22 protein-coding genes and 1 pseudogene are annotated in these 22368 nt (G+C 71.9%); 15 read left to right on the top strand and 8 right to left on the bottom strand.

Annotated elements, in window-relative coordinates:
* Together VQ02_RS14015 and VQ02_RS14010 are read left to right on the top strand one after the other, a co-directional pair.
* On the top strand, window positions 1-1138 hold a 1138-nt coding region (locus tag VQ02_RS14015; RefSeq protein WP_048444819.1), incomplete at its 5' end, for a diflavin oxidoreductase.
* Between the two features lie 238 nt (window positions 1139-1376).
* Window positions 1377-3191 (top strand): NADPH-dependent assimilatory sulfite reductase hemoprotein subunit, encoded by a 1815-nt coding sequence (locus VQ02_RS14010; protein WP_048444818.1) that lies wholly within the window; start codon window positions 1377-1379, stop codon window positions 3189-3191.
* A 204-nt stretch (window positions 3192-3395) separates the two neighbouring features.
* Here VQ02_RS14010 and VQ02_RS14005 read toward each other — a convergent pair whose 3' ends face one another.
* The gene (locus VQ02_RS14005) at window positions 3396-3980 is read right to left on the bottom strand and encodes a glutathione peroxidase (protein WP_048444817.1); all 585 of its coding nucleotides are present in this window, start codon (window positions 3978-3980) and stop codon (window positions 3396-3398) included.
* 165 nt (window positions 3981-4145) lie between these two features.
* Here VQ02_RS14005 and VQ02_RS14000 point away from each other — a divergent pair, with 165 nt between their 5' ends.
* A complete protein-coding gene (locus tag VQ02_RS14000) occupies window positions 4146-4343 on the top strand; it encodes a hypothetical protein (protein ID WP_048444816.1) in 198 nt (65 codons plus the stop codon).
* Between the two features lie 93 nt (window positions 4344-4436).
* Complete coding sequence (locus VQ02_RS13995) at window positions 4437-5063, top strand: TetR/AcrR family transcriptional regulator (protein WP_048444815.1); 627 nt, start codon at window positions 4437-4439, stop codon at window positions 5061-5063.
* Between the two features lie 109 nt (window positions 5064-5172).
* On the opposite strand, the gene VQ02_RS13990 is transcribed toward VQ02_RS13995, so the two are convergent.
* Window positions 5173-6594 carry an alpha,alpha-trehalose-phosphate synthase (UDP-forming) gene (locus VQ02_RS13990; RefSeq protein ID WP_048444814.1) on the bottom strand — a complete coding sequence of 474 codons (1422 nt, stop codon included), beginning with the start codon at window positions 6592-6594 and terminating at the stop codon, window positions 5173-5175.
* Between the two features lie 312 nt (window positions 6595-6906).
* Between VQ02_RS13990 and VQ02_RS13985 the strand changes: the two are divergent.
* From VQ02_RS13985 to VQ02_RS34740, 9 genes and pseudogenes are all read left to right on the top strand, one after another.
* Window positions 6907-7395, top strand: a pseudogene (locus VQ02_RS13985) (hypothetical protein); the annotation flags it as partial.
* 152 nt (window positions 7396-7547) lie between these two features.
* A complete protein-coding gene (locus VQ02_RS13980) occupies window positions 7548-7973 on the top strand; it encodes a phage holin family protein (RefSeq protein ID WP_048444813.1) in 426 nt (141 codons plus the stop codon).
* Window positions 7970-8371, top strand: a complete 402-nt coding sequence (locus VQ02_RS13975; protein ID WP_048444812.1) for a DUF3618 domain-containing protein — start codon at window positions 7970-7972, stop codon at window positions 8369-8371. Before VQ02_RS13980 ends, VQ02_RS13975 begins: the two co-directional genes overlap by 4 nt.
* A 110-nt stretch (window positions 8372-8481) precedes the next feature.
* Window positions 8482-9297 (top strand): hypothetical protein, encoded by an 816-nt coding sequence (locus tag VQ02_RS13970; RefSeq protein WP_048444811.1) that lies wholly within the window; start codon window positions 8482-8484, stop codon window positions 9295-9297.
* 97 nt (window positions 9298-9394) lie between these two features.
* Window positions 9395-10504, top strand: a complete 1110-nt coding sequence (locus VQ02_RS13965; protein ID WP_048444810.1) for a UV damage endonuclease UvsE — start codon at window positions 9395-9397, stop codon at window positions 10502-10504.
* A 68-nt stretch (window positions 10505-10572) separates the two neighbouring features.
* Window positions 10573-11121: an RBBP9/YdeN family alpha/beta hydrolase gene (locus tag VQ02_RS13960; protein ID WP_048444809.1), complete on the top strand. Its 549-nt coding sequence runs from the start codon at window positions 10573-10575 to the stop codon at window positions 11119-11121.
* Between the two features lie 7 nt (window positions 11122-11128).
* A complete protein-coding gene (locus VQ02_RS13955) occupies window positions 11129-12079 on the top strand; it encodes a class I SAM-dependent methyltransferase (protein WP_053080369.1) in 951 nt (316 codons plus the stop codon).
* 420 nt (window positions 12080-12499) lie between these two features.
* Entirely contained in the window at window positions 12500-13162 is a 663-nt protein-coding gene (locus VQ02_RS13950) for a thioredoxin domain-containing protein (protein WP_048444808.1), read from the top strand.
* A 25-nt stretch (window positions 13163-13187) separates the two neighbouring features.
* Complete coding sequence (locus tag VQ02_RS34740) at window positions 13188-15908, top strand: AbfB domain-containing protein (RefSeq protein ID WP_053080368.1); 2721 nt, start codon at window positions 13188-13190, stop codon at window positions 15906-15908.
* Between the two features lie 491 nt (window positions 15909-16399).
* On the opposite strand, the gene VQ02_RS13940 is transcribed toward VQ02_RS34740, so the two are convergent.
* The 6 genes from VQ02_RS13940 to VQ02_RS39140 are packed head-to-tail and all read right to left on the bottom strand — an operon-like array spanning window position 16400 to window position 20147.
* Window positions 16400-17326, bottom strand: coding sequence for a type II secretion system minor pseudopilin (locus tag VQ02_RS13940; protein WP_048444807.1), 927 nt, complete (start codon window positions 17324-17326; stop codon window positions 16400-16402).
* Window positions 17287-17925, bottom strand: a complete 639-nt coding sequence (locus VQ02_RS13935; protein ID WP_048444806.1) for a prepilin-type N-terminal cleavage/methylation domain-containing protein — start codon at window positions 17923-17925, stop codon at window positions 17287-17289. Before VQ02_RS13935 ends, VQ02_RS13940 begins: the two co-directional genes overlap by 40 nt.
* Window positions 17922-18326: a PulJ/GspJ family protein gene (locus VQ02_RS13930; RefSeq protein ID WP_048444805.1), complete on the bottom strand. Its 405-nt coding sequence runs from the start codon at window positions 18324-18326 to the stop codon at window positions 17922-17924. The genes VQ02_RS13935 and VQ02_RS13930 overlap by 4 nt, the downstream gene beginning before the upstream one ends.
* Complete coding sequence (locus VQ02_RS13925; protein ID WP_048444804.1) at window positions 18323-18772, bottom strand: prepilin-type N-terminal cleavage/methylation domain-containing protein; 450 nt, start codon at window positions 18770-18772, stop codon at window positions 18323-18325. The genes VQ02_RS13930 and VQ02_RS13925 overlap by 4 nt, the downstream gene beginning before the upstream one ends.
* Entirely contained in the window at window positions 18772-19242 is a 471-nt protein-coding gene (locus VQ02_RS13920; protein WP_048444803.1) for a prepilin peptidase, read from the bottom strand. Before VQ02_RS13920 ends, VQ02_RS13925 begins: the two co-directional genes overlap by 1 nt.
* Entirely contained in the window at window positions 19242-20147 is a 906-nt protein-coding gene (locus tag VQ02_RS39140) for a hypothetical protein (protein WP_245239732.1), read from the bottom strand. The genes VQ02_RS13920 and VQ02_RS39140 overlap by 1 nt, the downstream gene beginning before the upstream one ends.
* Before the next feature lie 174 nt (window positions 20148-20321).
* Between VQ02_RS39140 and gspG the strand changes: the two genes are divergently transcribed.
* Complete coding sequence (gene gspG, locus VQ02_RS13910) at window positions 20322-20765, top strand: type II secretion system major pseudopilin GspG (protein ID WP_048444802.1); 444 nt, start codon at window positions 20322-20324, stop codon at window positions 20763-20765.
* Between the two features lie 562 nt (window positions 20766-21327).
* Window positions 21328-22368, top strand: a 1041-nt coding sequence (locus VQ02_RS13905; RefSeq protein WP_048444820.1) for a secretin N-terminal domain-containing protein, incomplete at its 3' end; no start/stop codon positions are given.

The raw sequence follows: 22368 nt of genomic DNA, 5'->3' as shown, positions 1-22368 counted from the left end.
CGCCGGCAACGTCGTGGCGGTGGATTTCGCCCGCACCGCCGGCGCCGACGAGGAGGCCGAGCTCAGCCGCGAGCCGGTCACCGTCGAGGTGATCGAGCACGTCAACCTGAACTCGTCGCGCTCCGACAAGGAGACGATCCACCTCGCGCTCGCCTTCGAGGACGGCGCGCCGGCCTACGAGCCCGGCGACTCGCTGGAGCTCTACCCCGAGAACGATCCGGCCCTCGTCGACCAGATCCTCAAGGCCGCCGGCCTCGAGGGCGACTCGGTCCTGCGCCAGGCTTTGCTCGCCGAGCGCGACATCACCACCCTGTCGGCCGCCACGGTCGAGCGCTTCGTCAAGGCCACCGGCCACGAGGAGGCCCGGCGCCTGATCGACTCGAACGAGGTCCGGGCCTGGATCGAGGGCCGGCACCTGATCGACCTGATCGAGACCTATCCGGCGAAGCTGACGGCGCAGCACCTGTCCGACATCACGCGGCCGCTGCCGCCGCGGGCCTACTCGATCGCCTCCTCGCGGGCCGAGGTCGGCGATGAAGCCCACCTGACCATCGCAGCGGTGCGCTACGCCACCCACGGCCGCGATCGCGCCGGCGTCGCCTCGGTCCACGTCGCCGACCGGATCCGCACCGGCGCCAAGCTCCGGGTGCGGGTGAAGCCGAACAAGCACTTCCGCCTGCCGAAGGATCCGGCGACCGACGTCATCATGGTCGGCCCCGGCACCGGCGTGGCGCCGTTCCGCGCCTTCGTGCAGGAGCGCCGCGCCACCGAGGCGCCCGGCCGCAACTGGCTGTTCTTCGGCGACCGCCACTTCACCCACGACTTCCTCTACCAGCTCGAGTGGCAGGAAGCCCTGGAGGACGGTTCGCTCGCCCGCATCGACGTCGCCTTCTCCCGCGATCAGCCCGAGAAGGTCTACGTCCAGGACCGGATCTGGGAGCAGCGCCGGGAGCTGGTGTCCTGGCTCGACGGCGGCGCCCACTTCTACGTCTGCGGCGACGCCAAGGCGATGGCCAAGGACGTGCGCGCGGCGCTGGTGCGGGCCTTCGCCGACGTGAAGGGCCTGGATGCGGCCGCGGCGGAAGCCGCCGTCGCCGGCCTGGAGCGCAGCCACCGCTACCAGCAGGACGTGTATTAGGGATTCCGCATCGCCCGGTGCGCACCTCTCCTCTCCCCGCCCGCGGGGAGAGGAGAAGGGAGCGAGCCCGGCCAAGGGGGTCTGCTCCTCACCGCCACTCAATCCTGAGGCGTCGCACCCTCACCCCTGCCCCTCTCCCGTACGAGAGGGGGTCCCGCGTATCTTTCGGCGACGCGCTCGCCAGGAGGAGCCGGGTAGTCTACGCCTCGCGCGAGGCGCCCGAACGGACACCATCCCCATGGCCGACCACAAGACCGCCGACACCCCCGCCGCCGAGCGCGTCTACGAGACGCCGCCGACCGAGCGCCCGATCACCGAGGCGGAGGCCGCCCGGGCCGCCAAGCTCTCGGCCAACGAGCACATCAAGATCGCCAGCGGCTACCTGCGCGGCACGCTCGCCGAGGGCCTGCTGAAGAACGCCACCGGCGCGATCTCGGACGATGACGGGCAGCTCGTGAAGTTCCACGGGATGTACCTGCAGGACGACCGCGACCTGCGCCCCGAGCGCACCAAGAAGAAGCTCGACAAGGCCTACTCGTTCATGATCCGCCTGCGTATCGCCGGCGGCGTCGTGACGCCGAAGCAGTGGCTGATCCTCGACGAGATCGCCCGCACCTACGCCAACGGCACCCTGCGGGCGACGACGCGCCAGACGTTCCAGTACCACGGCGTCATCAAGTCGAACCTGAAGCGCACCATGGCGGCGATCGACTCGGCGTTGCTCGATACGATCGCGGCCTGCGGCGACGTCAACCGCAACGTGATGGCGGCGACGAACCCGGCCCAGAAGGGCGCCCACGAGGCGGCCTACAAGCTCGCCAAGGACATCTCCGACACCCTCCTGCCGAAGACCGGCGCCTGGCGCGAGATCTGGCTCGACGGCGAGCGCGTGGTCGGCGGCGAGGACGCGGGCGAGGTCGAGCCGGTCTACGGCAAGACCTACCTGCCGCGGAAGTTCAAGACCATCGTGGCGGTGCCGCCCTCCAACGAGGTCGACGTCTACGCCCACGACCTCGGCTTCATCGCGATCCTCGACAAGAAGAACCGGGTGACGGGCTGGAACGTCACGGTGGGCGGCGGCATGGGCATGACCCACGGCGAGACCGACACCTTCCCGCGCACCGCCGACGTAATGCTGTTCTGCGAGCCCGAATACGCGCTGAAGGTCGCCGAGGCGGTGATGACCGTCCAGCGCGACTGGGGCAACCGCAACGTCCGCAAGAACGCCCGCCTGAAGTACACGATCGAGCGCTACGGCCTGAAGGCCTTCCGGGCCGAGGTCGAGAAGCGGGTCGGCCGCGCCTTCCCGGACCCGAAGCCGTTCAAGTTCGAGAACAACGGCGACCGCTACGGCTGGGTCGAGGGCGAGGACGGGCGCCACCACCTGACGCTCTACGTCGCGTCGGGCCGGATCAAGGACATCGAGGGCGGGCCGCAGATCCTGTCGGGCCTGCGCCGCATCGCCGAGGTGCACCAGGGCGATTTCCGCCTCACCGGCAACCAGAACGTCATCATCGCCAACGTCCCGGCCGACCGGAAGGCGGAGATCGACGCGCTGGTGCAGGAATACGGCCTCACCGCCGGCGCGGGCGCCCTGCGGCGCAACAGCCTCGCCTGCGTGGCGCTGCCGACCTGCGGCCTGGCCCTGGCGGAGAGCGAGCGCTACCTGCCGAGCCTGATCGACGAGCTCGAGGAGAGCCTGGCCTCCCACGGCCTCGCCGAGGACGAGATCACCATCCGGATGACCGGCTGTCCCAACGGCTGCGCCCGGCCGTTCATCGCCGAGATCGGCCTCGTCGGCCGCGGCCCCGAGCGGTACAACCTCTATCTCGGTGCCGCCTTCGACGGCTCGCGGCTGAGCAAGCTCTACGCCGACGACGTCGCGGCCTCCGACATCCGGGGGAAGCTCGACCCGCTCTTCGCGGCCTACGCCAGGGATCGCAAGGCCGGCGAGCGCTTCGGCGACTTCGTGATCCGGGCCGGCTACGTCGCGAAGACCGGCAACGGCCCGGACTTCCACGAGCGCACCGGCGCGCAGAAGGCGGTGGCCTGACGCGGCGCGCTGCGACGCAGCCGCGGAGGGAGAGCGTCGGGGATCTCGACGAGACCTGAGGCTTCCCCGATGGCTGCCTCTCCTCGAGATCCACACGCGGACATCGCCCCCCTCCGCGTCATTCCGGGCTCGCCGAAGGCGAGAGCCCGGGACGCCCCTGTGGGTGGTGATGCTGCCATGGCAAATCGGAGCAGATGGAAGCCCCTACCCCGCCGCATCCAGCTCCCTGACGATCGCCGCGATCACCCGCGGATCGGTCGGCTCGACCGGCGTGCCGAAGGCGGCGGCCACGTGGCCGTCGCGGCCGACCAGGTACTTGTGGAAGTTCCAGCGCGGCGTCTCGGCCGGCTTCTCGGCCGCGGCCCAGCGGTAGAACGGGTGCGCCTGCGGGCCCGTCACGGCCGTCTTCGCCACCACCGGGAAGGTGACGCCGTGGTTCCGGCGCGCCGCCTCGGCGATGGCCATCCCGTCGAGCGGTTCCTGGCGTCCGAAATCCGCCGACGGCACCGCGATCACCGTCAGCCCGCGGGAGCCGAACCGGGTCCAGAGCTGCTGCAGCCCGGAGAATTGCGGGGCGTAGCCGCAGGCCGTCGCGGTGTTGACCACCAGGATCGGCTTGCCGGCATGCTCGGCCAGCGCCAGGCTGCCGCCCTCCGGCCGGTCGAAGCTGAAGGCCGAGGCCGTCCGGCCGCTTGCCAGGGGCTCGCCGCCCTGCTGCGGCCCGGCCTGGGCCGGCAGGGCCAGCATGCCTCCGATCAGGATGAGCGCCTCGCGGCGGACGACCGGCATGGGATGCCTCCTCGGCAGAACAGGCTGCGATCCTCGCCCGGCCGCTGACGCAACGCAAGCGGGTGGTACGGCCAAGCTCGCTCAAGATCCTTGGCGCCGGTGTGGCAGCCGTGAACTTCCGCCCGACTGTGACGTTGTCCGCCGAGATTGATCGGGAGATGGACGATGGGCCGGCACGAGATCCTGAATTACTTCGAGCATCGGCGCGACGGGGCCTGGGTCTGCACGAAGCCCGTCACCCTGACCACGCCCCGCGAGAGCGTCGCGATCCGGCCCGGCATGCGGTTCGACTACGGCAAGAAGGTCGGCGGCATCGACCTGGCCGAGTACCTCGAGAGGCTCGGCTCGCAGTTCGGCTCCTGACCGGCCGGCAGCCGGTGACGCAGATGCCACACCCGGTCGCAGGCGTGCCGATGCCTTTTGACCGCGAGACGATCGGCACTATAGGCTTCGGGGATGATCCCTGCCCTGTCCGCACCTCCTCCCGTCGAGGAGTCACTGCCCAATACCCGCTGCCGCATCCTGGCGACGGCGGAGCGTTTCTTCCGTGAGATCGGCTACCAGAAGACCACGGTGGCCGACATCGCCAAATCCCTGCGGATGAGCCCGGCCAACGTGTATCGCTTCTTCGAGTCGAAGAAGGCGATCAACGAGGCCGTGGTGGCGCGCCTGATCGGCGATGTCGAGGCGAAGATCGCCGCCGTGGCGGACCGGCCGGGCGTCGCCGCCGAGGCGCGCCTGCGCGAGATCATCGTCTTCCTGCACCACGACGCCGTGGGCCGTTTCACCGGGCATCCGCGGATGCACGAGATGGTGGAGGCGGCGATGTCCGAGAGCTGGAACGTCTGCCGCCACCACGTCGACCGGATCACCGCGGTGCTCGAGCGCGTCATCGCCGACGGCGTCGCCCGCGGCGAGTTCGCTGTCGAGGAACCGGCGGTGGCGGCGCGCTGCGTCCACACGGCGATCGTGCGCTTCTGCCACCCGGTGCTGGTGGTGCAATGCCCGGAGGATTTCGTGCCGGCCCTCGATGCGATGATCGCGTTCCTGATCGGGGCGCTGCGGGCGGGACGGACCGGCTAGGCGGCCGCGTGGTCCCCGCTCCTCGCTGAGGGCGAGGCTGTCCTAGAAAAAAAGGGAAGCGCCGGATCCCTTCCGTGGTGCGAGAGAGGGGATCCGGCGCTGCCTGCTCTTACCGTGCCTGCTCCGCCGCCGCCGGCGGCTCGCGTTCGATGGTGCGGAAGCCTTCCAGCTCGGCGAGGTAGCTCCTGGCCCACCAGTCGACGTCCTCGCGGGCCATGCGCTCGAACATCGGCTTCCAGCGCTCCAGGCGCTCGGCCTTGGGCATGTAGAGGGCGGCGCGGATCGCCTCGGCCACCTCGAAGCGGTCGTAGGGATTGACGAGGAGCGCCTCGGGCAGCTGGCGGGCGGCGCCGGCGAATTTCGAGAGCACCAGCACGCCCGGATCGTCGTCGCTCTGGGCGGCGACGTACTCCTTGGCGACGAGGTTCATGCCGTCGCGCATCGGGGTGACGACGCCGACCCGCGCGGCCCGGTAGAGGCCCGCCAGCACGGCCCGCGGATAGGCCTTGGTCACGTACTGGATCGGCGTCCAGGACGGCTCGCCGAGCGACCCGTTGATGTTGCCGAGCACCTCGTTCACGTCGCGGCTGAGCTGCTCGTATTCCGGCACCTCGGTGCGCGACTTCGGCGCGATCTGCAGAAAGACGACGTTGCCGCGCTGGTCGGGGTTGGAGGCGAAGAAGCGCTCCACTGCCTCCATCCGCTCCGGCACGCCCTTCGAGTAGTCGAGCCGGTCGACGCCGATGAGCAGCTTGCGGGTGCGCAGGCCCGCCACCGTGTCGCGCACGGTGCGGTTCATGCCGGCGCGCTCGGCCGCCTGCCGGAAGCCGTCGACGTCGATGCCGATCGGGAAGCTGCGGATGCGGGTGCGGCGCCCGTCGACCATCAGCGAGCCGCCACCGAGCGGGATCGCCCGGAGCTCGTCGACGAGGTTGCGCGAGAGGTTGTAGACGTCGCTGTCGGTCTGGAGGCCGATCAGGTCGTAGTCCGAGACCGCCCGCAGCAGCTCGGTCGAGGCCGGCAGGGTGTTGAACACCTCGCCCGAGGGCCAGGGGATGTGGTGGAAGTAGCCGATCGGGTTCGAGACGCCCAGGCCCCGCAGCTCCGAGGCGAGCGGGATCAGGTGGTAGTCGTGGACCCAGATCAGGTCGCCGGGCTCGATCAGGCCCGCGAGCGCCTGGGCGAAGATGCGGTTGACCCGCTGGTAGCCGGCATAGTCGGCCCGCGAGAACGCCGCCAGGCCGAGGCGGTAGTGCATGATCGGCCAGAGCGCCCGGTTGGCGAAGCCGCTGTAGTACTCGCGGTGGTCCTGGGGCGAGAGGTCCATCACCGCGTACTGGACGCGGCCCCGGTCGGCGATGACCGGCTCGGAGGACGGATTCTCGGTGATCTTGCCGCTCCAGCCGAACCACAGGCCCTTGTAGGCCGTGAAGGCTTCCTTGAGGGCGACGGCGAGCCCGCCGGCCGCGACCGCCTTGGAGCCCGCATCCGGGACGGCGACGCGATTCGACACGATGATGAGGCGTGACACGGCGGGTATGGACTCCGGCTGCACGGACCTTGTGGGGCGGGAACGTCGCCGCGTCCATCCGCCCCCGACGGAGAAAACGCACCGGAAGCAAGCGCGATCCGCGGGAATTGGTCAACCCTTTCGGTGGATCCGGGTGCCGCCGCACCCGCACGGGCTGTGCCCGGCGCTCCACAGGATTCCCGCCACGATTCCTCCTTGGGTAAGGCCGGAACCGGGCGCCTTGGCTGCTGTTACCCGCAATATCGTCGCATGTGTTCGGCGCGGTGGCCGTCCGGCCTGCCCGCCGCGCCGGTCCAGAATGGAGGCTCCCTGATGAGCGCGGGTTACGAGAACGGACAGCACCGGGCCGATGACCGGGGGACGCCGGGCGAGCGCCCGGCCGATTGGGACGACCTGCGCCACGACGTGCGCCAGCTCGGCGACGTCGCGATGGAGCGCGGCTTCAGCCTGGTCGAGGCCGCCCGCGAGCAGGTCCACGGCTACGTCGACCGCCGCAAGGGCGACGCCGCGCAGTCGGTCTCCGACCTCGCCCAGGCCCTGCGCGACTCCGGCGGCAAGCTCGACCAGCAGCCGAACGTGAAGGCCTTCTTCGACAGCGCCGCCGAGGGGCTGGAGCAGCTCTCGGGCTCGATCCGCGAGCGCAGCTTCGAGGACTTCTACAGCGAGGTCGAGGCGGTAGCCCGCCGCCGCCCCGCCGCCGTCGCGGTGGCGACCTTCCTCACCGGCTTCCTGGCCGCCCGCTTCATCAAGTCCTCGGCCCACCCGTCCCACGTCCTCGACGGGCGCGACGCCTTCGGCAGCCGGACGCGCGAGCCCTACGCCGCCCGCTCGCCCGACTCCTTCACCGCCCGGGAGGCGCCGGGCGCGCGCAGCGAGCCCGAGACCGCCCGCCCCGATCCGTACCGCACCGGCGCGTCCGGCCCCCGCTACTCGGCCTGAGGGAGGGCGCCGCGATGGCCGATCCCATTGACGGCCGCCCGATCGGCGGCAACGGCTCCCCGGGGAGCATCCAGGGCCTCCTCGCGGACGCTCTGCGGGAGACGACCGACCTCGCCCGCAAGGAGATCGCCCTCTTCCGCACCGAGATGTCGAACAACCTGAGGTCGCTGTTCCTCGGGCTCGGCATGATGGTCGGCGCGGCGGTGTTCGCCGTCGTCGCCCTCCTGGTGCTCACCGACGCCCTGGTGAAGTGGCTCGCCACGGTGGTCCACTCCGAGGCGCTCGCCGCCCTGATCGTCGGGGCGGTGTTCCTGGTGATCGGCATCGGGCTCGCCCTGTGGGGCCGCAGCGCGATGTCCCTGTCCACGCTGACGCCGACCCGCACGACGCGCCAGGTGCGCCAGGATGCCAGGGTCCTGTCCGAGAGGGTGTCGGGATGACCCAGTCGATCAACGAGCTCGAGCACGAGATCGAGGAGACCCGGGCACGTCTCGACCGGACGATCGACCGGATCCAGGACCGGCTGTCGCCGGCGAGCATCGTCGACGAGATGCTCGGCACGGTGCGCCACTCGCCGATGAGCGGCCTCTACGACGGGGCGCTGGCGGCGGTGCGGCGCAATCCCGTGCCGGTGATGCTGATCGCGGCGGGCGTCGGCTGGCTGATCCACCGGGTCGCCCAGGACGCGCAGCGGCGCCAGCACCTCAACGCCACGGTGAACGGGGCCGAGTCGGTGCCGGTGCTCAACACCGGCGCGGCCCGCGTCTACGATCCCGACCGGCCGACCGGCCACCCGGCCTCCGACCGCGTCGGCGACGCCGCCGGCCTGCGGATGTAGCGGGCGCCGGCGCCGATCCGCGCCGGCCGCCTGTTTCCCCGAACCTTCGATCTATCGCAGGCTGGGACGGCACGGGCCGCCGTCGAGGCCTGCCAGGGAGTACCCGAGCCATGGCAGAGCACACCATCAACCCCGCCAATCCGGGCGCGCCCTCGGCCCACACCCCCGCGACGGGCCCCGAGCGCAACCTGCACCAGGACCACGACACCGTCCGCCAGAACCTCGACGCGGCGCAGGGCTCGGCCAGCCACGCCGCGGGTGCCGCCGGCCAGGCGGCCCAGGACGCGGGCGACACGATCAAGGATGCCGCCGCTGGCGCCGCCGACCGGGCGAGCGACACCGCCGCGGCGATCGGCGACCGGATCAGCCAGACCGCCGAGCAGCTGCGCGCCAAGGCCGACGCTGCGGCCGACCGCCTGAAGCAGGGCGCCAGCGACGCGATCGACCGCGCCCACGCGCAGGCGAGCCAGGCCTACGGCGCCGTCGGCGGCCGCGGTGCGGACACCCTCGACCGGGCCCGCGACTGGGCCAACGACCGGATCGAGACCGGCTCCCGGCGCTACGCCGACCTGCGCGACCGCGGCAGCGACCGCCTCGCCCAGGGCCAGAGTGCCGTCGAGCGCTTCGTCACCGAGAACCCCGTGCTGGTGGGCGTCGTCGGCCTCGCGGCCGGCATGCTGCTCGGCGCCCTGCTGCCGCGCACCCGCCAGGAGGATCAGGCGGTCGGCGCCTACGCCGACGAGGTCCGCGACCAGGGCCTGCGCTACGCCCGCGAGGCGACCGAGCGCGGCCGGCAATTCGTCGAGAGCGCCCTCGACCAGGCCCAGGACGCCGCCGTCGCGGCGGCCAACGCCGCCACGGACGAGCTGCGCAAGAACCAGCCCGGCAATGACGAGCCGGGTCAGCCGGGCCGGCAGACGCACTGAGGCACCGCCTCCCACATCGCAGGCCGGCCCTCCGGGGCCGGCTTTTTCGTGCCGGGATCCGGTGGACCCGCTCCGGGGCGCGCCGCGTTGTCAGGCCATGATCCCCGCCGACACGACCTCCCCCGACGCCGCCGGCCCTCGCCTCGGCTTCTGCTGCAAGTTCATCCCGGACGAGGCGCCGGGGCAGCACAAGACCCTGAAGGCCGCCAAGGAAGCGGCGATGACGATGAACGTCACCACGGTGACGATCGCGCATCTGCGCCGCCTCGATCCGGCGGCCGCCCGCGAGAAGCTAGTCGCCGTGGTGACGCACAACCTCGCGGCGATGCGGCGGCAGGTCGCCTGGGTCGCCGGAAGGCCGCCGCTGGAGCGGCTGCTCCGCCTCGCGAGCTCGATCCTGCCGGGCTACACCCACCCGGAGGTGCGCGACCTCTACGCCGACCCGGACTTCCGCCGCGCCATCGAGGCCGGGCTCGCGGCGGTCGGCGAGGCGGCGCGGGAGGGCGGCGTGCGCCTGAGCATGCATCCGGGCCCGTTCTGCATCCTGGCGAGCCGCAACCCGGCGGCGCTGGCCAACGGCATCGCCGAGCTCGACTACCACGCCGAGGTCATGGCGATGATGGGCTACGGCTCCGGCTGGCACCCGCACGGCGCCCACGTCAACATCCATGTCGGCGCCCGCGACCCCGGCGTCGACGCCTTCCGGGAGAACCTCGCGCGGGTCTCGCAGGTCGCCCGCGACCTCGTCACGGTGGAGAACGACGAATCGGCCTTCGGGCTCGCGGAGGTCCTGCGGCTCGCCGACGTGGTGCCGGTGGTGCTCGACCTGCACCACCACTGGATCCACAGCCGCGGCGAGTACATCGAGCCCGACGATCCCCGCATCGCCCGTGTGATCGAATCGTGGCGCGGCGTGCGGCCGGTGGGCCATGTCAGCGTCTCGCGCGAGGACGTGCTGCCGGGCCACGACCCGGACCGGCTGCCCGACTTCGCGGCCCTGACCGAGGCGGGCCTCAACGGCCGCGACCTCGCCGCCCATTCCGACCTGATGTGGAACCGGGCCCTCAACGACCTCGTGGCCCGCCACCTCGCCTGGTGCGACATCGAGGTGGAGGCCAAGCTCAAGAACCTCGCCTCGACGGGGCTCGCCCTCCAGGTCGGTCCCGGCCTGCTCGGCGTCGCCCCGGCGGCGCTCGCGGCGGAATAGGCGATCCTCACGCTGCCGGCGGACAGGATCATCTCGACGCTGCCCCGTCCTGGCTGTAACGGTGCGGCATGAAATCGGCCGATTGCGACATCCTCGTCGTCCCGGGCTACACCAATTCCGGGCCCGACCACTGGCAGAGCCGCTGGCAGGAGCGCCTCTCCACCGCCCGGCGCGTCGCGCAGGACGACTGGGACCGGCCCGAGCCCGAGGCGTGGCGGGACGCGGTGATCGCGGCCGTGCAGACGGCCGAGCGGCCGGTGGTGCTCGTCGCCCACAGCCTCGGGGTGATCTCCTGCGTGCAGGCGGCGCCCTACCTGGCGGCGGGCGCCGTCGCTGGCGCCTTCCTGGTCGCCCTGCCGGACGTCGAGCGGCCGGACACGCCGGCCGTCCTTCGCACCTTCGCGCCGATCCCCCGCGACCCCCTGCCCTTCCGCTCCGTGCTGGTGACGAGCCGCACCGATCCCTACACCGCCTACGACCGGGCGGGCGAGTTCGCCGCCGCCTGGGGCGCGGAACTCGTCGATGCCGGCGAATCCGGTCACCTGAACGCCGAGAGCGGGCACGGGCCCTGGCCCGAGGGGCTGATGCGCTTCGCCGGCTTCCTGCGCACCCTCTAGGGCGGCCGTGGCCTCCTTCCTCGACATGGTCGAGCTGGCGACGGCGGCGACCTTCTCGGAGGCCGCCTACCTGGCGGCCAACCCGGACATCCAGCTCGCGGTTCGCGAGGGGCGGCTGGCGAGCGGCCGGGCGCATTTCGAGCGCCACGGCCAGCGCCAGGGCCGGCGCCAGACCCGCGTCCCCGACGGCCTCGCGGCGATGCGGGCGGAGAAGCTCGCCCGCCTCGCGCCCCTGATGCGGGACGACCTGCCCCACCGCCGCCTCGGCGAGAAGTACGATTATCTCAGCGACGAGCTGCGGGCGCTCTCGGGGGCCGAGGACAGCCCGAACGTCTCGCAGAACGCCTATGACGGCCACGTCCAGGAGTTGATCGCCGCCCATCCGGACGGGCTGATCCTCGATGCCGGCGCCGGCCGGCGCGACCGCTACTACGCCAACGTCGTCAACCTCGAGATCGCCGATTACGACACCACCGACGTGCTCGGCGTCGGCGAGGTGCTGCCGTTCCGCGATGCCAGCTTCGACGGCGTGATCTCGATCGCGGTGCTCGAGCACGTCCGCGATCCCTTCGCCTGCGCCCGGGAAATCGCCCGGGTGCTCAAGCCCGGCGGGCGGCTGGTCTGCGCGGTGCCGTTCCTGCAGCCGCTGCACGGCTATCCGCACCACTACTACAACATGACCGGTGAGGGCCTGCGCAACCTGTTCGCAGGTCACCTCGCGGTCGATCACCAGTACGTCCCGGCCTCGCTGCTGCCGATCTGGAGCCTGACCTGGATCATCCAGTCCTGGGCCGCCGGCCTGCCGCCGGACGTGCGCAAGCGCTTCCTGTCGCGCCGCCTCTCCGACTTCGCCGCCGACCCGCTGTCGCTCCTCAACGAACCCTACGTCACCGAACTCGGCGACGCGAAGAACATGGAGCTGGCGAGCGGGACCTACCTGTTCGCGCACAAGGAGTAGGTGCGGCACGCCGCCGGCTCTCCGCACCAGCGGCCTTCGCGGCACAACGATGCCAGCGCGCTCTCGCACCGACGCGAGAGGGGCCGGCGCGCGGTCACGGGCTGGGACTTCCGCAGCAGCACCCGTTCGGGCTCAAGCCCGCGCCGCCGAGCGCGTTCGACGGCATAACGGTATGACAGATCAGCCTGAACTCAGGGCACCATCCTGCTCTGCGCCAATTTTCCTGAAAAAGACCTGTTTCCATTAATATTAAAAAGCAAGACAGGCTACAATTTATCCCAGGTTGCAAGCATGGACGGACACGGATCCCCAGGGTGAACCCGGTAATCGTTTGTTATCCGGAGCCGATTACGAAATGTAAACGGCGCGACGTCATGTTCGGCACTAGGGCAATCGAGTGATTGATGAAGATATCGAGCCATGTGGCCGGCACTGAAGTACATCACGGCCCTCGCGGTCAGCCTGCCCCTCTGGGGTATCCTCAGTACGGCCTCGGTCGAGACGCAGAGGAGCGGCGCGGCGGAGCCCCGGACTGACCTCGAGGAGCTTCTCTGGCCGGAGGCGGGCGGCGCGCGGCGGATCGATCAGCGCGGCGCCGCCCTGAGCCCGGCGGCGCTTCGCGACAAGGTCGCGGTGGCGTGGTTCGTCGCGCCGGACTGCGCGATCACCTGCGTCGCCAGGACCCTCGACCTCGACAGGGTCGCCAAGGCCCTGCCCGACGCCGTGCGCACCCGTGCGGTGTTCCTGGCCATCTCCCTCCCCGACGCCCGCGGCGAGACCGGGCGGCTGCGCGCCTTCGCCGACGGAACCGTCGGGGCGGGGACGACCCTGCGCTTCCTCGCCGGCGACGCGGCCTGGACTGCGTCGCTGGCGGCGATGCTGCGCTATCCGGCGGCCTCCCTGCCGGAGCCGCCGCCGCAGGTCCTCCTGTTCGACCGGCGCGGCGCGATCGCGATGACCTATGGCGGCGACCTCGTCGACCGCCCGCGGCTCGAGGGCGACATCGCCCTCCTCCACTCCTTCGCGCAGGGCCTCGAGGCGCCGCCCCGGCGGGCCACCGAGGCCACTCCGCACCCGCTCTAGCCAACCCCCACCGAAGGTCCCGACCATGATTGTCATCAACGCCGCCGCGAGCCGGCGCCGAAGCCGCCTGCGCGACGTCTCGCTCCTCTCCGCCACGATGCTGGCGACGGGCCTCTTGCACGCCGCCGAGGCGGCGCAGTTCGGCGTCGTGGTCAAGCAGGTGCCCGACCCGATGCTGGCCGGCCTCGCCATCCCCGAGACCGCGCCGACGATGGGCATGTGGTCGGGCCTCAAGGCCTGGCCGATGAACGCGATCACCCTGGCGCTCCTGCCGAGCGGCAAGGTCCTGTCCTTCGGCACGCCAGGCGGCAACCCGGGCATCCAGGACGGCCGCACCTTCGCCGTCTGGGATCCCGCCCAGGGCTTCGCCGGCGGCCACGTCACGCTCGCCGGCGTGGTCGGCGTCAACAGCTTCTGCGCCGCCCAGGCGTTCCGGGCCGACGGATCGATGCTGATCGCCGGCGGCATCTTCGACAACGGCAACGACAAGGGCAGCGTCGTCCTCAACAACACCGCGACCGGCGTGACCGCCGCCGCCGCCAAGCTCGCCAACGACCGCTACTACTCGACCATGCTGACGCTGCCCAACGGCCAGCAGCTCATCATGGGCGGCTCCTACCCCTATCTCGGCGGCTGGAACGATCCCCAGGGCAGCATCGACAAGGGCTACATGACCGGGATGACCCCGGAACTGTACGACGGCACGCGGTGGCGGAGCCTGTTCGGCGCCAAGAGCCGCGACGCGTTCGGGCCCGAGAACAACAGGTGGTGGTATCCCCGCGCCTGGATCGCCCCGAACGGCCAGGTGTTCGGCATCACCTCGGAGAAGATGTGGTTCCTCGATCCCACCGGCAACGGCACGGTGAGGGTGACGAACTTCAAGGAGGCGCAGCGCAACGCTACCTCGGCCCTCGACGCGCCGAATGTCGGCCCGGTCTCGACCGCGGCGATGTACGAGACCGGCAAGATCCTCCAAGTCGGCGGCAACAGCTACGACAACGGCACCGGCTTCCTGGCGAGCAGCCGCGCCAGCGTGATCGACATCAACGGCGGCGCGCCCGTGGTGACCGACACCGCGCCGATGAGCGTCGGCCGCGCCTGGGCCAACGCCACGGTCCTGCCGACCGGCCAGGTCGTCGTCAACGGCGGCAGCAAGTTCAACGACCGGGGCGGCGACGACGTCGTGCTGCACTCCGAGACCTGGGACCCGAAGACCGGCCGCTGGTCCGTCGGCGCCTCGGGCGCGGTCTATCGCGGCTACCATTCGAGCGCGATCCTGATGCAGAACGGCGCCCTGCTCGTCGCCGGCGGCGGCGCGCCGGGCCCGGTGCTGAACGAGAACGCCGAGGTCTATTACCCGCCCTACCTGTTCACGACCGTTAACGGGCAGGTCGGCCTCGCACCCCGGCCGCAGATCGTCAGCCTGAACACCGCGCAGCTGCAGCACGGCCAGTCGCTGCAGTTCGAGCTGACCTCGCAGAACGGCCTGTCGCAGGTGGTGCTGCTCGGGCTCAGCGCGACCACCCACAGCTTCAACTCGACGCAGCGCCGCCACGTGGTGGCCTTCACGCAGGCCGGCACCGCCGTCACCGTGCAGGCCCCGGCCTCCGGCAACATCGCGCCCCCCGGCTACTACCAGCTCGTGGCGATCGACCAGAAGGGCGTGCCCTCGCCGGGGGTCATCGTGGCGCTCGGCGCCGGGTTCGCGGCGCCGAGCCAGGTGGCGGCCCCGACCGTGCCCACCGGCTCCGGCGGGCAGAACGGGGGCGGAGGCACCGGCGGAACCGGCACCGGCACCGGCGGCACCGGAACCGGGACCGGCGGGACGGGCACGCCCACCGGTCCCGGGACGGTGGTGAGCCTGCAGGCGAGCAACTACACGACGAGCTACCTCACCAATGTCGGCGGTGCCGCGCGCCTGATCGTTCCGGCCAGCGCCGGCGACCGGCAGCAGGCGACGTTCCGGATGGTGCCGGGCCTCTCCGGCCAGGGCGTGTCGTTCCAGTCGAGCAGCAGCGCCAACCAGTACCTGCGCCACCAGAACTTCCAGATCCTCCAGCAGGCCAACGACGGCGGCGACATCTTCAAGAAGGGAGCGACCTTCACCCAGCGCGCGGCGCTCGCTGGTGCCTGCGGCTGCAATGCCGGAACCTGCTCGTCCTACGAGTCCGCCGATTGGCCGGGCTACTACGTGCGGCACCAGAACTTCGTCTTCTCCATCGCGAAGCCGGACGGCAGCGATCTGTTCAAGCAGGACGCCTCGTTCTGCGCCGCCCCGCCGCTCGACGCCTCCGCCGCCAGCACGCCTGTGAGCCTGCAGGCGAGCAACTACACGACGAGCTACCTCACCAACGTCGGCGGCGCCGCGCGCCTGATCGTTCCGGCCAGCGCCGGCGACCGGCAGCAGGCGACGTTCCGGATGGTGCCGGGCCTCTCCGGCCAGGGCGTGTCGTTCCAGTCGAGCAGCAGCGCCAACCAGTACCTGCGCCACCAGAACTTCCAGATCCTCCAGCAGGCCAACGACGGCGGCGACATCTTCAAGAAGGGAGCGACCTTCACCCAGCGCGCGGCGCTCGCTGGTGCCTGCGGCTGCAATGCCGGAACCTGCTCGTCCTACGAGTCCGCCGATTGGCCGGGCTACTACGTGCGGCACCAGAACTTCGTCTTCTCCATCGCGAAACCGGATGGCGGCGTCAGCTTCAACCAGGATGCCTCCTTCTGCTCCGCACCGCCGCTCCAGCAATAGAAGCAGACCGGGAGCGCCCCGATCCGCGAGGGACGGGGATGCTCCCCGCCAGCACGGGGGCGCGCCGGCGAAGTGTCCGGCGCGCCTTCTGCTTCCAATGCCAATGGCCGAAAGACGGCGACCTTCGGTTCCGGTCTCGGATTTCCGCCAAGACCCTGAGAGCCTGATTGATCGGCTTCTCTCGATCTCAAGTCACTGCGTCATTCCGGGGCCGCGAAAGCGGCGCCCGGAGTGCCGAAGGCACGCCCAGGAAATCAGGTGGTGTCAAGTAAAGCGAATTGCGTTGCGCTCTGTTCTGAGCATCCCGCGGGTCTGGATTCCGGGCTCCGCTGCGCGGCCCCGGAATGACAGGCAGGGTGACAAATCTGTGGGATCCAATCAAACAGGCTCTGGCTCGACATCGAGATCTCGAGATGGATCGACGAGCGGACGCCTCGGCACCCTGGGCCGTCGGCATAACGATGTCGCCGCTCCTGCGAGACCTGCCTCGATCAGGGCCGTACCGCCCCTGCCACGAGGGCGGCCGCCACCGTCGCGCAGGCGGGGTGCGGCGCGCCGCCGACCAGATCCGGGGCGACCGTCTGCTGCCAGACGAGGAAGCCCGTGCCGCCGAGATTGAGGATCGCCGAGCGCCCCGCCCGGGTGCGGCCCTCCTCGACGACGACCGAGAGCCGAAAAACCTGCCGCGGCGAGGGGACCGGGCCGGCGGAGCCCGGCAGCGAGCGGATCGCCGCGGGGTTGGCCCGCCGCACCAGGGCGGTGAGGTCGAAGCGGCCGCCCTCGTTGTAGACGGTCAGGACCGGCCGGAGCAGGCCCGCGACCGCCGGGGTCATCGCGGGCAGGCGGTCGATCTCGTCGACGCTGGCGAAGGGCCCGTTCCGCGGGCCCCAGGCGAGGCCGCGGGCGCGGTACTGCGGCAGCTCCGCACCGCCGTTCGGCTCCGGCGCGTCGTCCGGATCGCGGTAGTCCACGATCTCGGCCCCGAGGGCGAGCACCTCCCGGTCGGGGACGCCGAGGAGCCGGAACGCCTCCTCCATCGCCGCGCGCGGCGTGGCGTTGAGGTCGATCAGGGTGCCCTGATCCTGCAGGGACAGGAGCGCGGTCCCGCCCGGGGCGAGCGGGCAGGCGGTGACGGTGCCGTCCTCGGGCAGGGAGAGGCCGGCGCGGCGGTAGGTCCGGCGCAGATCGAGGTCGTAGGCGATCAGGCGGGCGATCCCGTCCGCCGCGCCCTGGAGCCGGACCGCGTCGGCGCGGGCCTGGGCGAGGCCGATGGCGGAGCGGACCTGCAGGATCGCCCCCGCCAGGACGGCGCCGACGACGATGAAGATCGCCAGCACCGACAGCAGCACGAAGCCGGCCTCGCCGTCGTCGGCCCGGGTCAGAGGCTGCCGTCGAGGGCGATCAGGAGGGGAGGCCATCGGCGGCGGTCCGCGGGGGGGAAGGCGACCTGAATCTCGAGGAGGACCGGCTGCCGGTCCGGTCGCGACCAGGCCGGCAGCCAGAGTGGTCGCGCGCCGTCGGCGGGGGCGCCGAAGTAGCGGATCCCGAGGCCGGCGATCCGTCCGAGGATCACCTCGCCGCGCGGCGCCACGGCCTGCCCGGGCGGGGCGTCCGTCTCGGTGCGGCTCTCCAGGAGATCGTAGGCGCCGTCCCGGCCGGGGACCCGGACCAGCGACACGGCGAGTTCCGTCGGCCGCTCCAGGGTCAGGTCGGGGGCGATGGCGACGACGAGGCCGTCGGGGGCGCCGCGCAGGGTCGGCCGGCGGCCGTCGGGGCGCCGCTGCGCCAGGCTGCCCAGGGTGCGTCGCAGGTGGTCGCGCACCGATTGCAGCTCCTCGGCGCCGGCCGCGTGGCCCGCGGCCGCCGAGGCGCCGCCGGCGATCCGGACCGCGTTGAGCAGCAGGACCCCGATCAGTCCCGCGAGGGCGAGGCACACCAGGGTCTCGACCAGGGTGAAGCCGGCCTGCCCGGAAGCGCGGTCGCTCGCGGGCAGCCCGGCGGGAGTGTTCCGGCTCATTCGGCCTTCCCCGGGATGAGCGTCGTGTAGACCGGCGCCGCGGCGGGATCGGGGCGGCTCACCCGGATCTGCCAGAGCGGGGGCACGCGGCCGAGGCCGAGGACCGGCCGCAGGTCGACGATGCTGAGCGTCCACGGGCTGCCGTCCGAGAAGGCGCCCTGGGCGAGGCCGGGCCGCAGCGGACCATCGGCGAGGCGGCGCAGGACGACGCCCTCGGCCTCGTCGGCGGCGACGCGGCGGGCGTCGAGGCGCCGGACCGCGCCCGCCGCCGTCCCGGCGATCTGGAACGCCATGACCGTGGCGGCGGCCGCGATGCCGAACGCCACCAGGACCTCGATGGTGGTGAAGCCGGCCTCGCCCGCGCCGTCACGCCGGGAGGCCCTGCGGCGGCGCGCCCTCACGGCCCCTCCTCCCGCCGCACCCGGCCGGTCAGGGCGCTGACGGACAGGATCCGGCGCGACCCGCCGGAGGCGAGGACGATCCGCCCGCCGGTGGAGCTGCCGTCGGGCAGGAGCCTGACTTCGCCGGGCATCGGTCGCCCGACCGGGCCGGCCTCGACCGCGACCGCGACGCCGCCCACCGGGATCGGCGGCGCCCCCGGGCGGGAGCTGGTGAAGCGGGCGGCCTGCGGCTCGAAGGCGAGGCGTCCGGCCCGGCCGGAGCGGATTGCCTCGGCCCGCAACCGGCCGATCTCGGCGGCGACCGTCTCCGAGACGAGGGCGGCGCGCCGGTCGAGGGCGCCGGTGCCGAGGGACTGGAACGCTACGCCGGCGGCCAGTGCCAGGATCGCCATCGTCACCAGCATCTCGACGAGGGTGAACCCGTCCTGCCCCGGTCCCGCGCCCATCAGCCGGCCGCCCCGACGAGGAGGGCCGCATGCAGCCCGAGCGCCAGGAACGGGCCGAACGGCAGGGCGGTGGTGCGCGCGACCCGCCGGCCCGCGAGCGCGACGAGGCCGACCGCCGCGAGGGCCGAGAGGCTCGCCGCCAGGATGAGCACGGGCAGTCCCGCGAGCCCGGTCCAGGCGGACGCGGCGGCGATGAACTTGACGTCGCCGAGCCCGAGCCCGATCCGGCCGCTCAGGCGCGCGTGCAGGGCGCGCAGGGTCCAGAACAGCCCGAAGGCGAGGCCGGCGTCGGTGAGGCCGAGCCCTACCACCGACCAGGTGCCCGCGTGCCAGGCGGCGACAGCGAGGCCGAGGACGAGGAGCGCGAGGTTCAGCGCGTCCGGGATGATGCGGTGGCGCAGGTCGATCAGGCTCGCCGGGAGCGTCAGCGGCAGCGGCAGCAGGGCGCCGGCGATGAGGGCAGCCGACATCACGCGCGGAGCGCCGAGCGGGCCCCGGCCCGGGCGGGGGTGAGGGCGAGGATCCGGTCGGGAGGGATCCGCGCCGGCGCGACCGGGACCCGGATCTCCCGCGCCGCCGTCGGCGGAATCGCGCCCGCATTCGGCTCCGCGGCCCGCGCCGGCTCCGGGGACTGGATCACCTTGACGGCCTGACGCAACATCCACTCGCGCAGGTGCAGCCAGTAGAGGTAGGCGCCGAGCGAGGCCGCGACGACGCCGGCCAGCCACAGGGACAGGATGAGCCCGGCGGGCACGCGGCCGTTGAGCTCGCGCATCAGCCCGAGGGCGAAGGCCGTGTACCAGGACACGCCGGAGACGGCGCCGGAGACCAGGAAGATGCCGGTGCGCATGCCCGAGACTCCCTCGAGCATCGGCCGGCCGATGTCGCGCAGCACCCCCGGCAGCACCACCGCGTGGATGACGAGGCCGTTGACCGTCAGCGCCAGCACCACCGCCACCTTGGCCCAGAGCTTCGGGTTGTCGAACTTCTCCGGCGACTCGACCGCGTAGACGGCCAGGAAGCCGAGCCCCGAGAGCCACAGGAGGGCGAGCCCGACCGAGACCACCTTGCTGACGAACAGGAAGATGCGGGCGATCTCGGCGGGCAGGCTGCCCCAGCGCATCCAGCGCAGGATCCAGAAATCGAGCATCGTGGCGCCGCCGAGGCCGAAGCACAGGCCGAGGAGGTGGAGGCCGACGAGGAGCGTCAGCACCCGGACCGGGGGGAACGGCGCGGGGAGCGGCACCACCAGGGCCTCGCCCGCGGCGGCGATGCCGCAGGACGCGAGCAGAAGCGCGAGCGCGAGGCCTGAGGCGGACAGGCCGTTGCCCCAACGTCCCCCGGACCGGGCCACGTTTCCGGCTGAGCGGTCCATGCGTCTTCCCTACCGTTGCCGAGGCTTCGCTGCGCCGACGCCAGATCCTGGCGGGAATTGGATAACAAATCCCGACTCGCGCCGTGCCGATCCGTCGTTCTGCGCAGCTTTGATGGCTTCTTTACGAAGGGATGCCATGGTGGATCCGATCTCACGCTCGCTCCGAGGCCGACGATGTCCACCACCACCGCGCAGGCGTCCCGGGAACCGCAGGGGAAGCAGGCCGGCTTCTCCCTGGTCGAACTGCTCGTCGTCCTGGCGATCATCGGCATGATCGCCACGATGGTGACGCCGCAGGTGCTGGGATATCTCGGCCGCGCCAAGGGCGAAACGGCGCGCATCCAGGTCAAGAACATCGCCCAGGCGGTCGAACTCTACTATCTCGACCTCGGGGCCTACCCGACGACCCAGCAGGGACTTCAGGCGCTGGTGCAGCCCACCGGCCCCGCCTGGCGCGGGCCCTACGTGCGCGACGCCCGCGGCCTGACCGATCCGTGGGGCCACGCCTACCTCTACCGCTCGCCGGGCACCGGCAGTTCGCCGTTCGAGGTCTACAGCCTCGGCGCGGACGGGAAGACCGGCGGCAACGGCGATCAAGCCGACGTCGCGAGCAACTGAGCGCGGGCGCCCGGGACGGCCGCTTCGTCGTACCGACCCGGACGCGGCGGTCCGTGTGCCGTGCGTGATGCAGGGGTTAACGTCCCTCCAGATGAACACCCTCTTCGTCGTTCCGGGGCCGCGCAGCAGAACCCGGAATGACATGCAGGGTGTCGCCTCTGTGGGATCCAATCAAACAGTCCATGGTCGTCCGTGCGACGCCGCCGCGTTCCGCCACCGGCCCTTTGAGCCGGGCACGAGCCGGGCGGGTGCGGGGCCACCGGCGGGTATCCATGTGCGCCGGACCAGCACAACGCCGCGGCCTTACAGTCAGAGGCAGTTTTGCCCGGCATATTCCGGCCGACGCCGCTGCCGGACCATCGCCTGCCTCAGGGAATTCACTCTCTGCATCAATCTCCGAATTCGGGCGGCCGGATCATCCGAAGCCTGATCCCTGGTACAGGTTGTAGATTCGGCGGGCCGCAACTGCCGAACGGGGGCGCCCCGCCGCTCTCAACACCTCGTTAACCATAAATCCCCTAACGTTCCGTCAGCGCAGGCGGGTACAGGGGACGGCGGGGAGATGATGAGAGGTGCGCCTGCCCTCGCCCTGGCGCTCGTCTGCGGTTGGCCGCTGCTCGCACGCGGGGCGGAGCCCATCCGGTACACCGGACCGCGGGACCCGGGCGGGCTCGTGCTGCGCGGCAACGACCGCCTGATCGGCGGCGAGGCGCCGGTCCGGGAGCCGATCCCGGGCGGGCCGGTGAGCCTCAACCTCGTCGAGGTGCCGCTGCCGGTGGCCGCCAAGGCCGTGTTCGCCGACACGCTCGGCTGGGGCTACAGCCTGGACGAGCGGGCCTCCGGCACGATCACCCTGCAGACCGGCGGCCCGGTCAGCCGCGAGGCGCTGGTGCAGATGGTCGAGACCGCCCTCGCGAGCCGGGGCCTCTCCCTGCGCCGCAGCAGGCGCACGGTGCAGATCGTGCCGGCGGGCGGCACGCCCGACCTCCGGCCGGTCCAGGGCCTCGGCGCCGAGTCGGGCGCGGTCGCGGTGCCGCTGCGCTGGATCTCCGCCGCCGAGATGCAGGCGATCCTGTCCGCCGTGGCGCCGCGGGAGGTGGTGCTGCGGGCCGACCGGGCACGCAACCTGCTGATCCTCTCCGGCGACGCCGCCCAGATCCGGACGCTGCGCCAGACCATCGCGGTGTTCGACGTCGACTGGATGCGCGGCATGTCGACCGCGATGGTGCCCGTGCGCAGCACGAACCCGGCCGCCCTCGCCCGGGACCTCACCCAGATCTTCGGCGGCGAGACCGCCGGCACCGGCGACGTCATCCGCTTCATCCCCAACGAGGCGCTGAACGCGATCCTGGTGGTGAGCTCGCGCGCCGCCTATCTCGACCGCGCCCGCGCCCTCCTGGAGCAGCTCGAGACCCTGGCCGCCGACCGCGAGCGCCAGCTCTTCGTCTACCGGATCCAGAACCGGTCGGCCAAGGAGCTCGCCTCGGTGCTGCAGGGCGTGGTCGCGGCCGAGATGGGCGGGGCCTACGGCCTCTCGGGAATGGGCGCCGGCTACGGCGGTTACGGGGGCGGCTCCTACGGGGCGGGCTACGCCGCCATGGGC

The sequence above is a fragment of the Methylobacterium variabile genome (genome assembly GCF_001043975.1).
Lineage (GTDB): Bacteria > Pseudomonadota > Alphaproteobacteria > Rhizobiales > Beijerinckiaceae > Methylobacterium > Methylobacterium variabile.
The sequence above is the reverse complement of the archived record's forward strand: the minus strand, read 5'-3'. Positions and strand labels throughout refer to the sequence as shown.

What these genes read in the sequence shown, in the direction of transcription:
- VQ02_RS14010 (WP_048444818.1), top strand. Translation starts at nt 1,377, where the DNA reads ATGGCCGACCACAAGACCGCCGACACCCCCGCCGCCGAGCGCGTCTAC.
- VQ02_RS14005 (WP_048444817.1), bottom strand. Translation starts at nt 3,980, where the DNA reads ATGCCGGTCGTCCGCCGCGAGGCGCTCATCCTGATCGGAGGCATGCTG.
- VQ02_RS14000 (WP_048444816.1), top strand. Translation starts at nt 4,146, where the DNA reads ATGGGCCGGCACGAGATCCTGAATTACTTCGAGCATCGGCGCGACGGG.
- VQ02_RS13995 (WP_048444815.1), top strand. Translation starts at nt 4,437, where the DNA reads ATGATCCCTGCCCTGTCCGCACCTCCTCCCGTCGAGGAGTCACTGCCC.
- VQ02_RS13980 (WP_048444813.1), top strand. Translation starts at nt 7,548, where the DNA reads ATGGCCGATCCCATTGACGGCCGCCCGATCGGCGGCAACGGCTCCCCG.
- VQ02_RS13975 (WP_048444812.1), top strand. Translation starts at nt 7,970, where the DNA reads ATGACCCAGTCGATCAACGAGCTCGAGCACGAGATCGAGGAGACCCGG.
- VQ02_RS13970 (WP_048444811.1), top strand. Translation starts at nt 8,482, where the DNA reads ATGGCAGAGCACACCATCAACCCCGCCAATCCGGGCGCGCCCTCGGCC.
- VQ02_RS13965 (WP_048444810.1), top strand. Translation starts at nt 9,395, where the DNA reads ATGATCCCCGCCGACACGACCTCCCCCGACGCCGCCGGCCCTCGCCTC.
- VQ02_RS13960 (WP_048444809.1), top strand. Translation starts at nt 10,573, where the DNA reads ATGAAATCGGCCGATTGCGACATCCTCGTCGTCCCGGGCTACACCAAT.
- VQ02_RS13950 (WP_048444808.1), top strand. Translation starts at nt 12,500, where the DNA reads ATGTGGCCGGCACTGAAGTACATCACGGCCCTCGCGGTCAGCCTGCCC.
- VQ02_RS34740 (WP_053080368.1), top strand. Translation starts at nt 13,188, where the DNA reads ATGATTGTCATCAACGCCGCCGCGAGCCGGCGCCGAAGCCGCCTGCGC.
- VQ02_RS13940 (WP_048444807.1), bottom strand. Translation starts at nt 17,326, where the DNA reads ATGGCCTCCCCTCCTGATCGCCCTCGACGGCAGCCTCTGACCCGGGCC.
- VQ02_RS13935 (WP_048444806.1), bottom strand. Translation starts at nt 17,925, where the DNA reads ATGAGCCGGAACACTCCCGCCGGGCTGCCCGCGAGCGACCGCGCTTCC.
- VQ02_RS13925 (WP_048444804.1), bottom strand. Translation starts at nt 18,772, where the DNA reads ATGGGCGCGGGACCGGGGCAGGACGGGTTCACCCTCGTCGAGATGCTG.
- VQ02_RS13920 (WP_048444803.1), bottom strand. Translation starts at nt 19,242, where the DNA reads ATGTCGGCTGCCCTCATCGCCGGCGCCCTGCTGCCGCTGCCGCTGACG.
- VQ02_RS39140 (WP_245239732.1), bottom strand. Translation starts at nt 20,147, where the DNA reads ATGGACCGCTCAGCCGGAAACGTGGCCCGGTCCGGGGGACGTTGGGGC.
- gspG (WP_048444802.1), top strand. Translation starts at nt 20,322, where the DNA reads ATGTCCACCACCACCGCGCAGGCGTCCCGGGAACCGCAGGGGAAGCAG.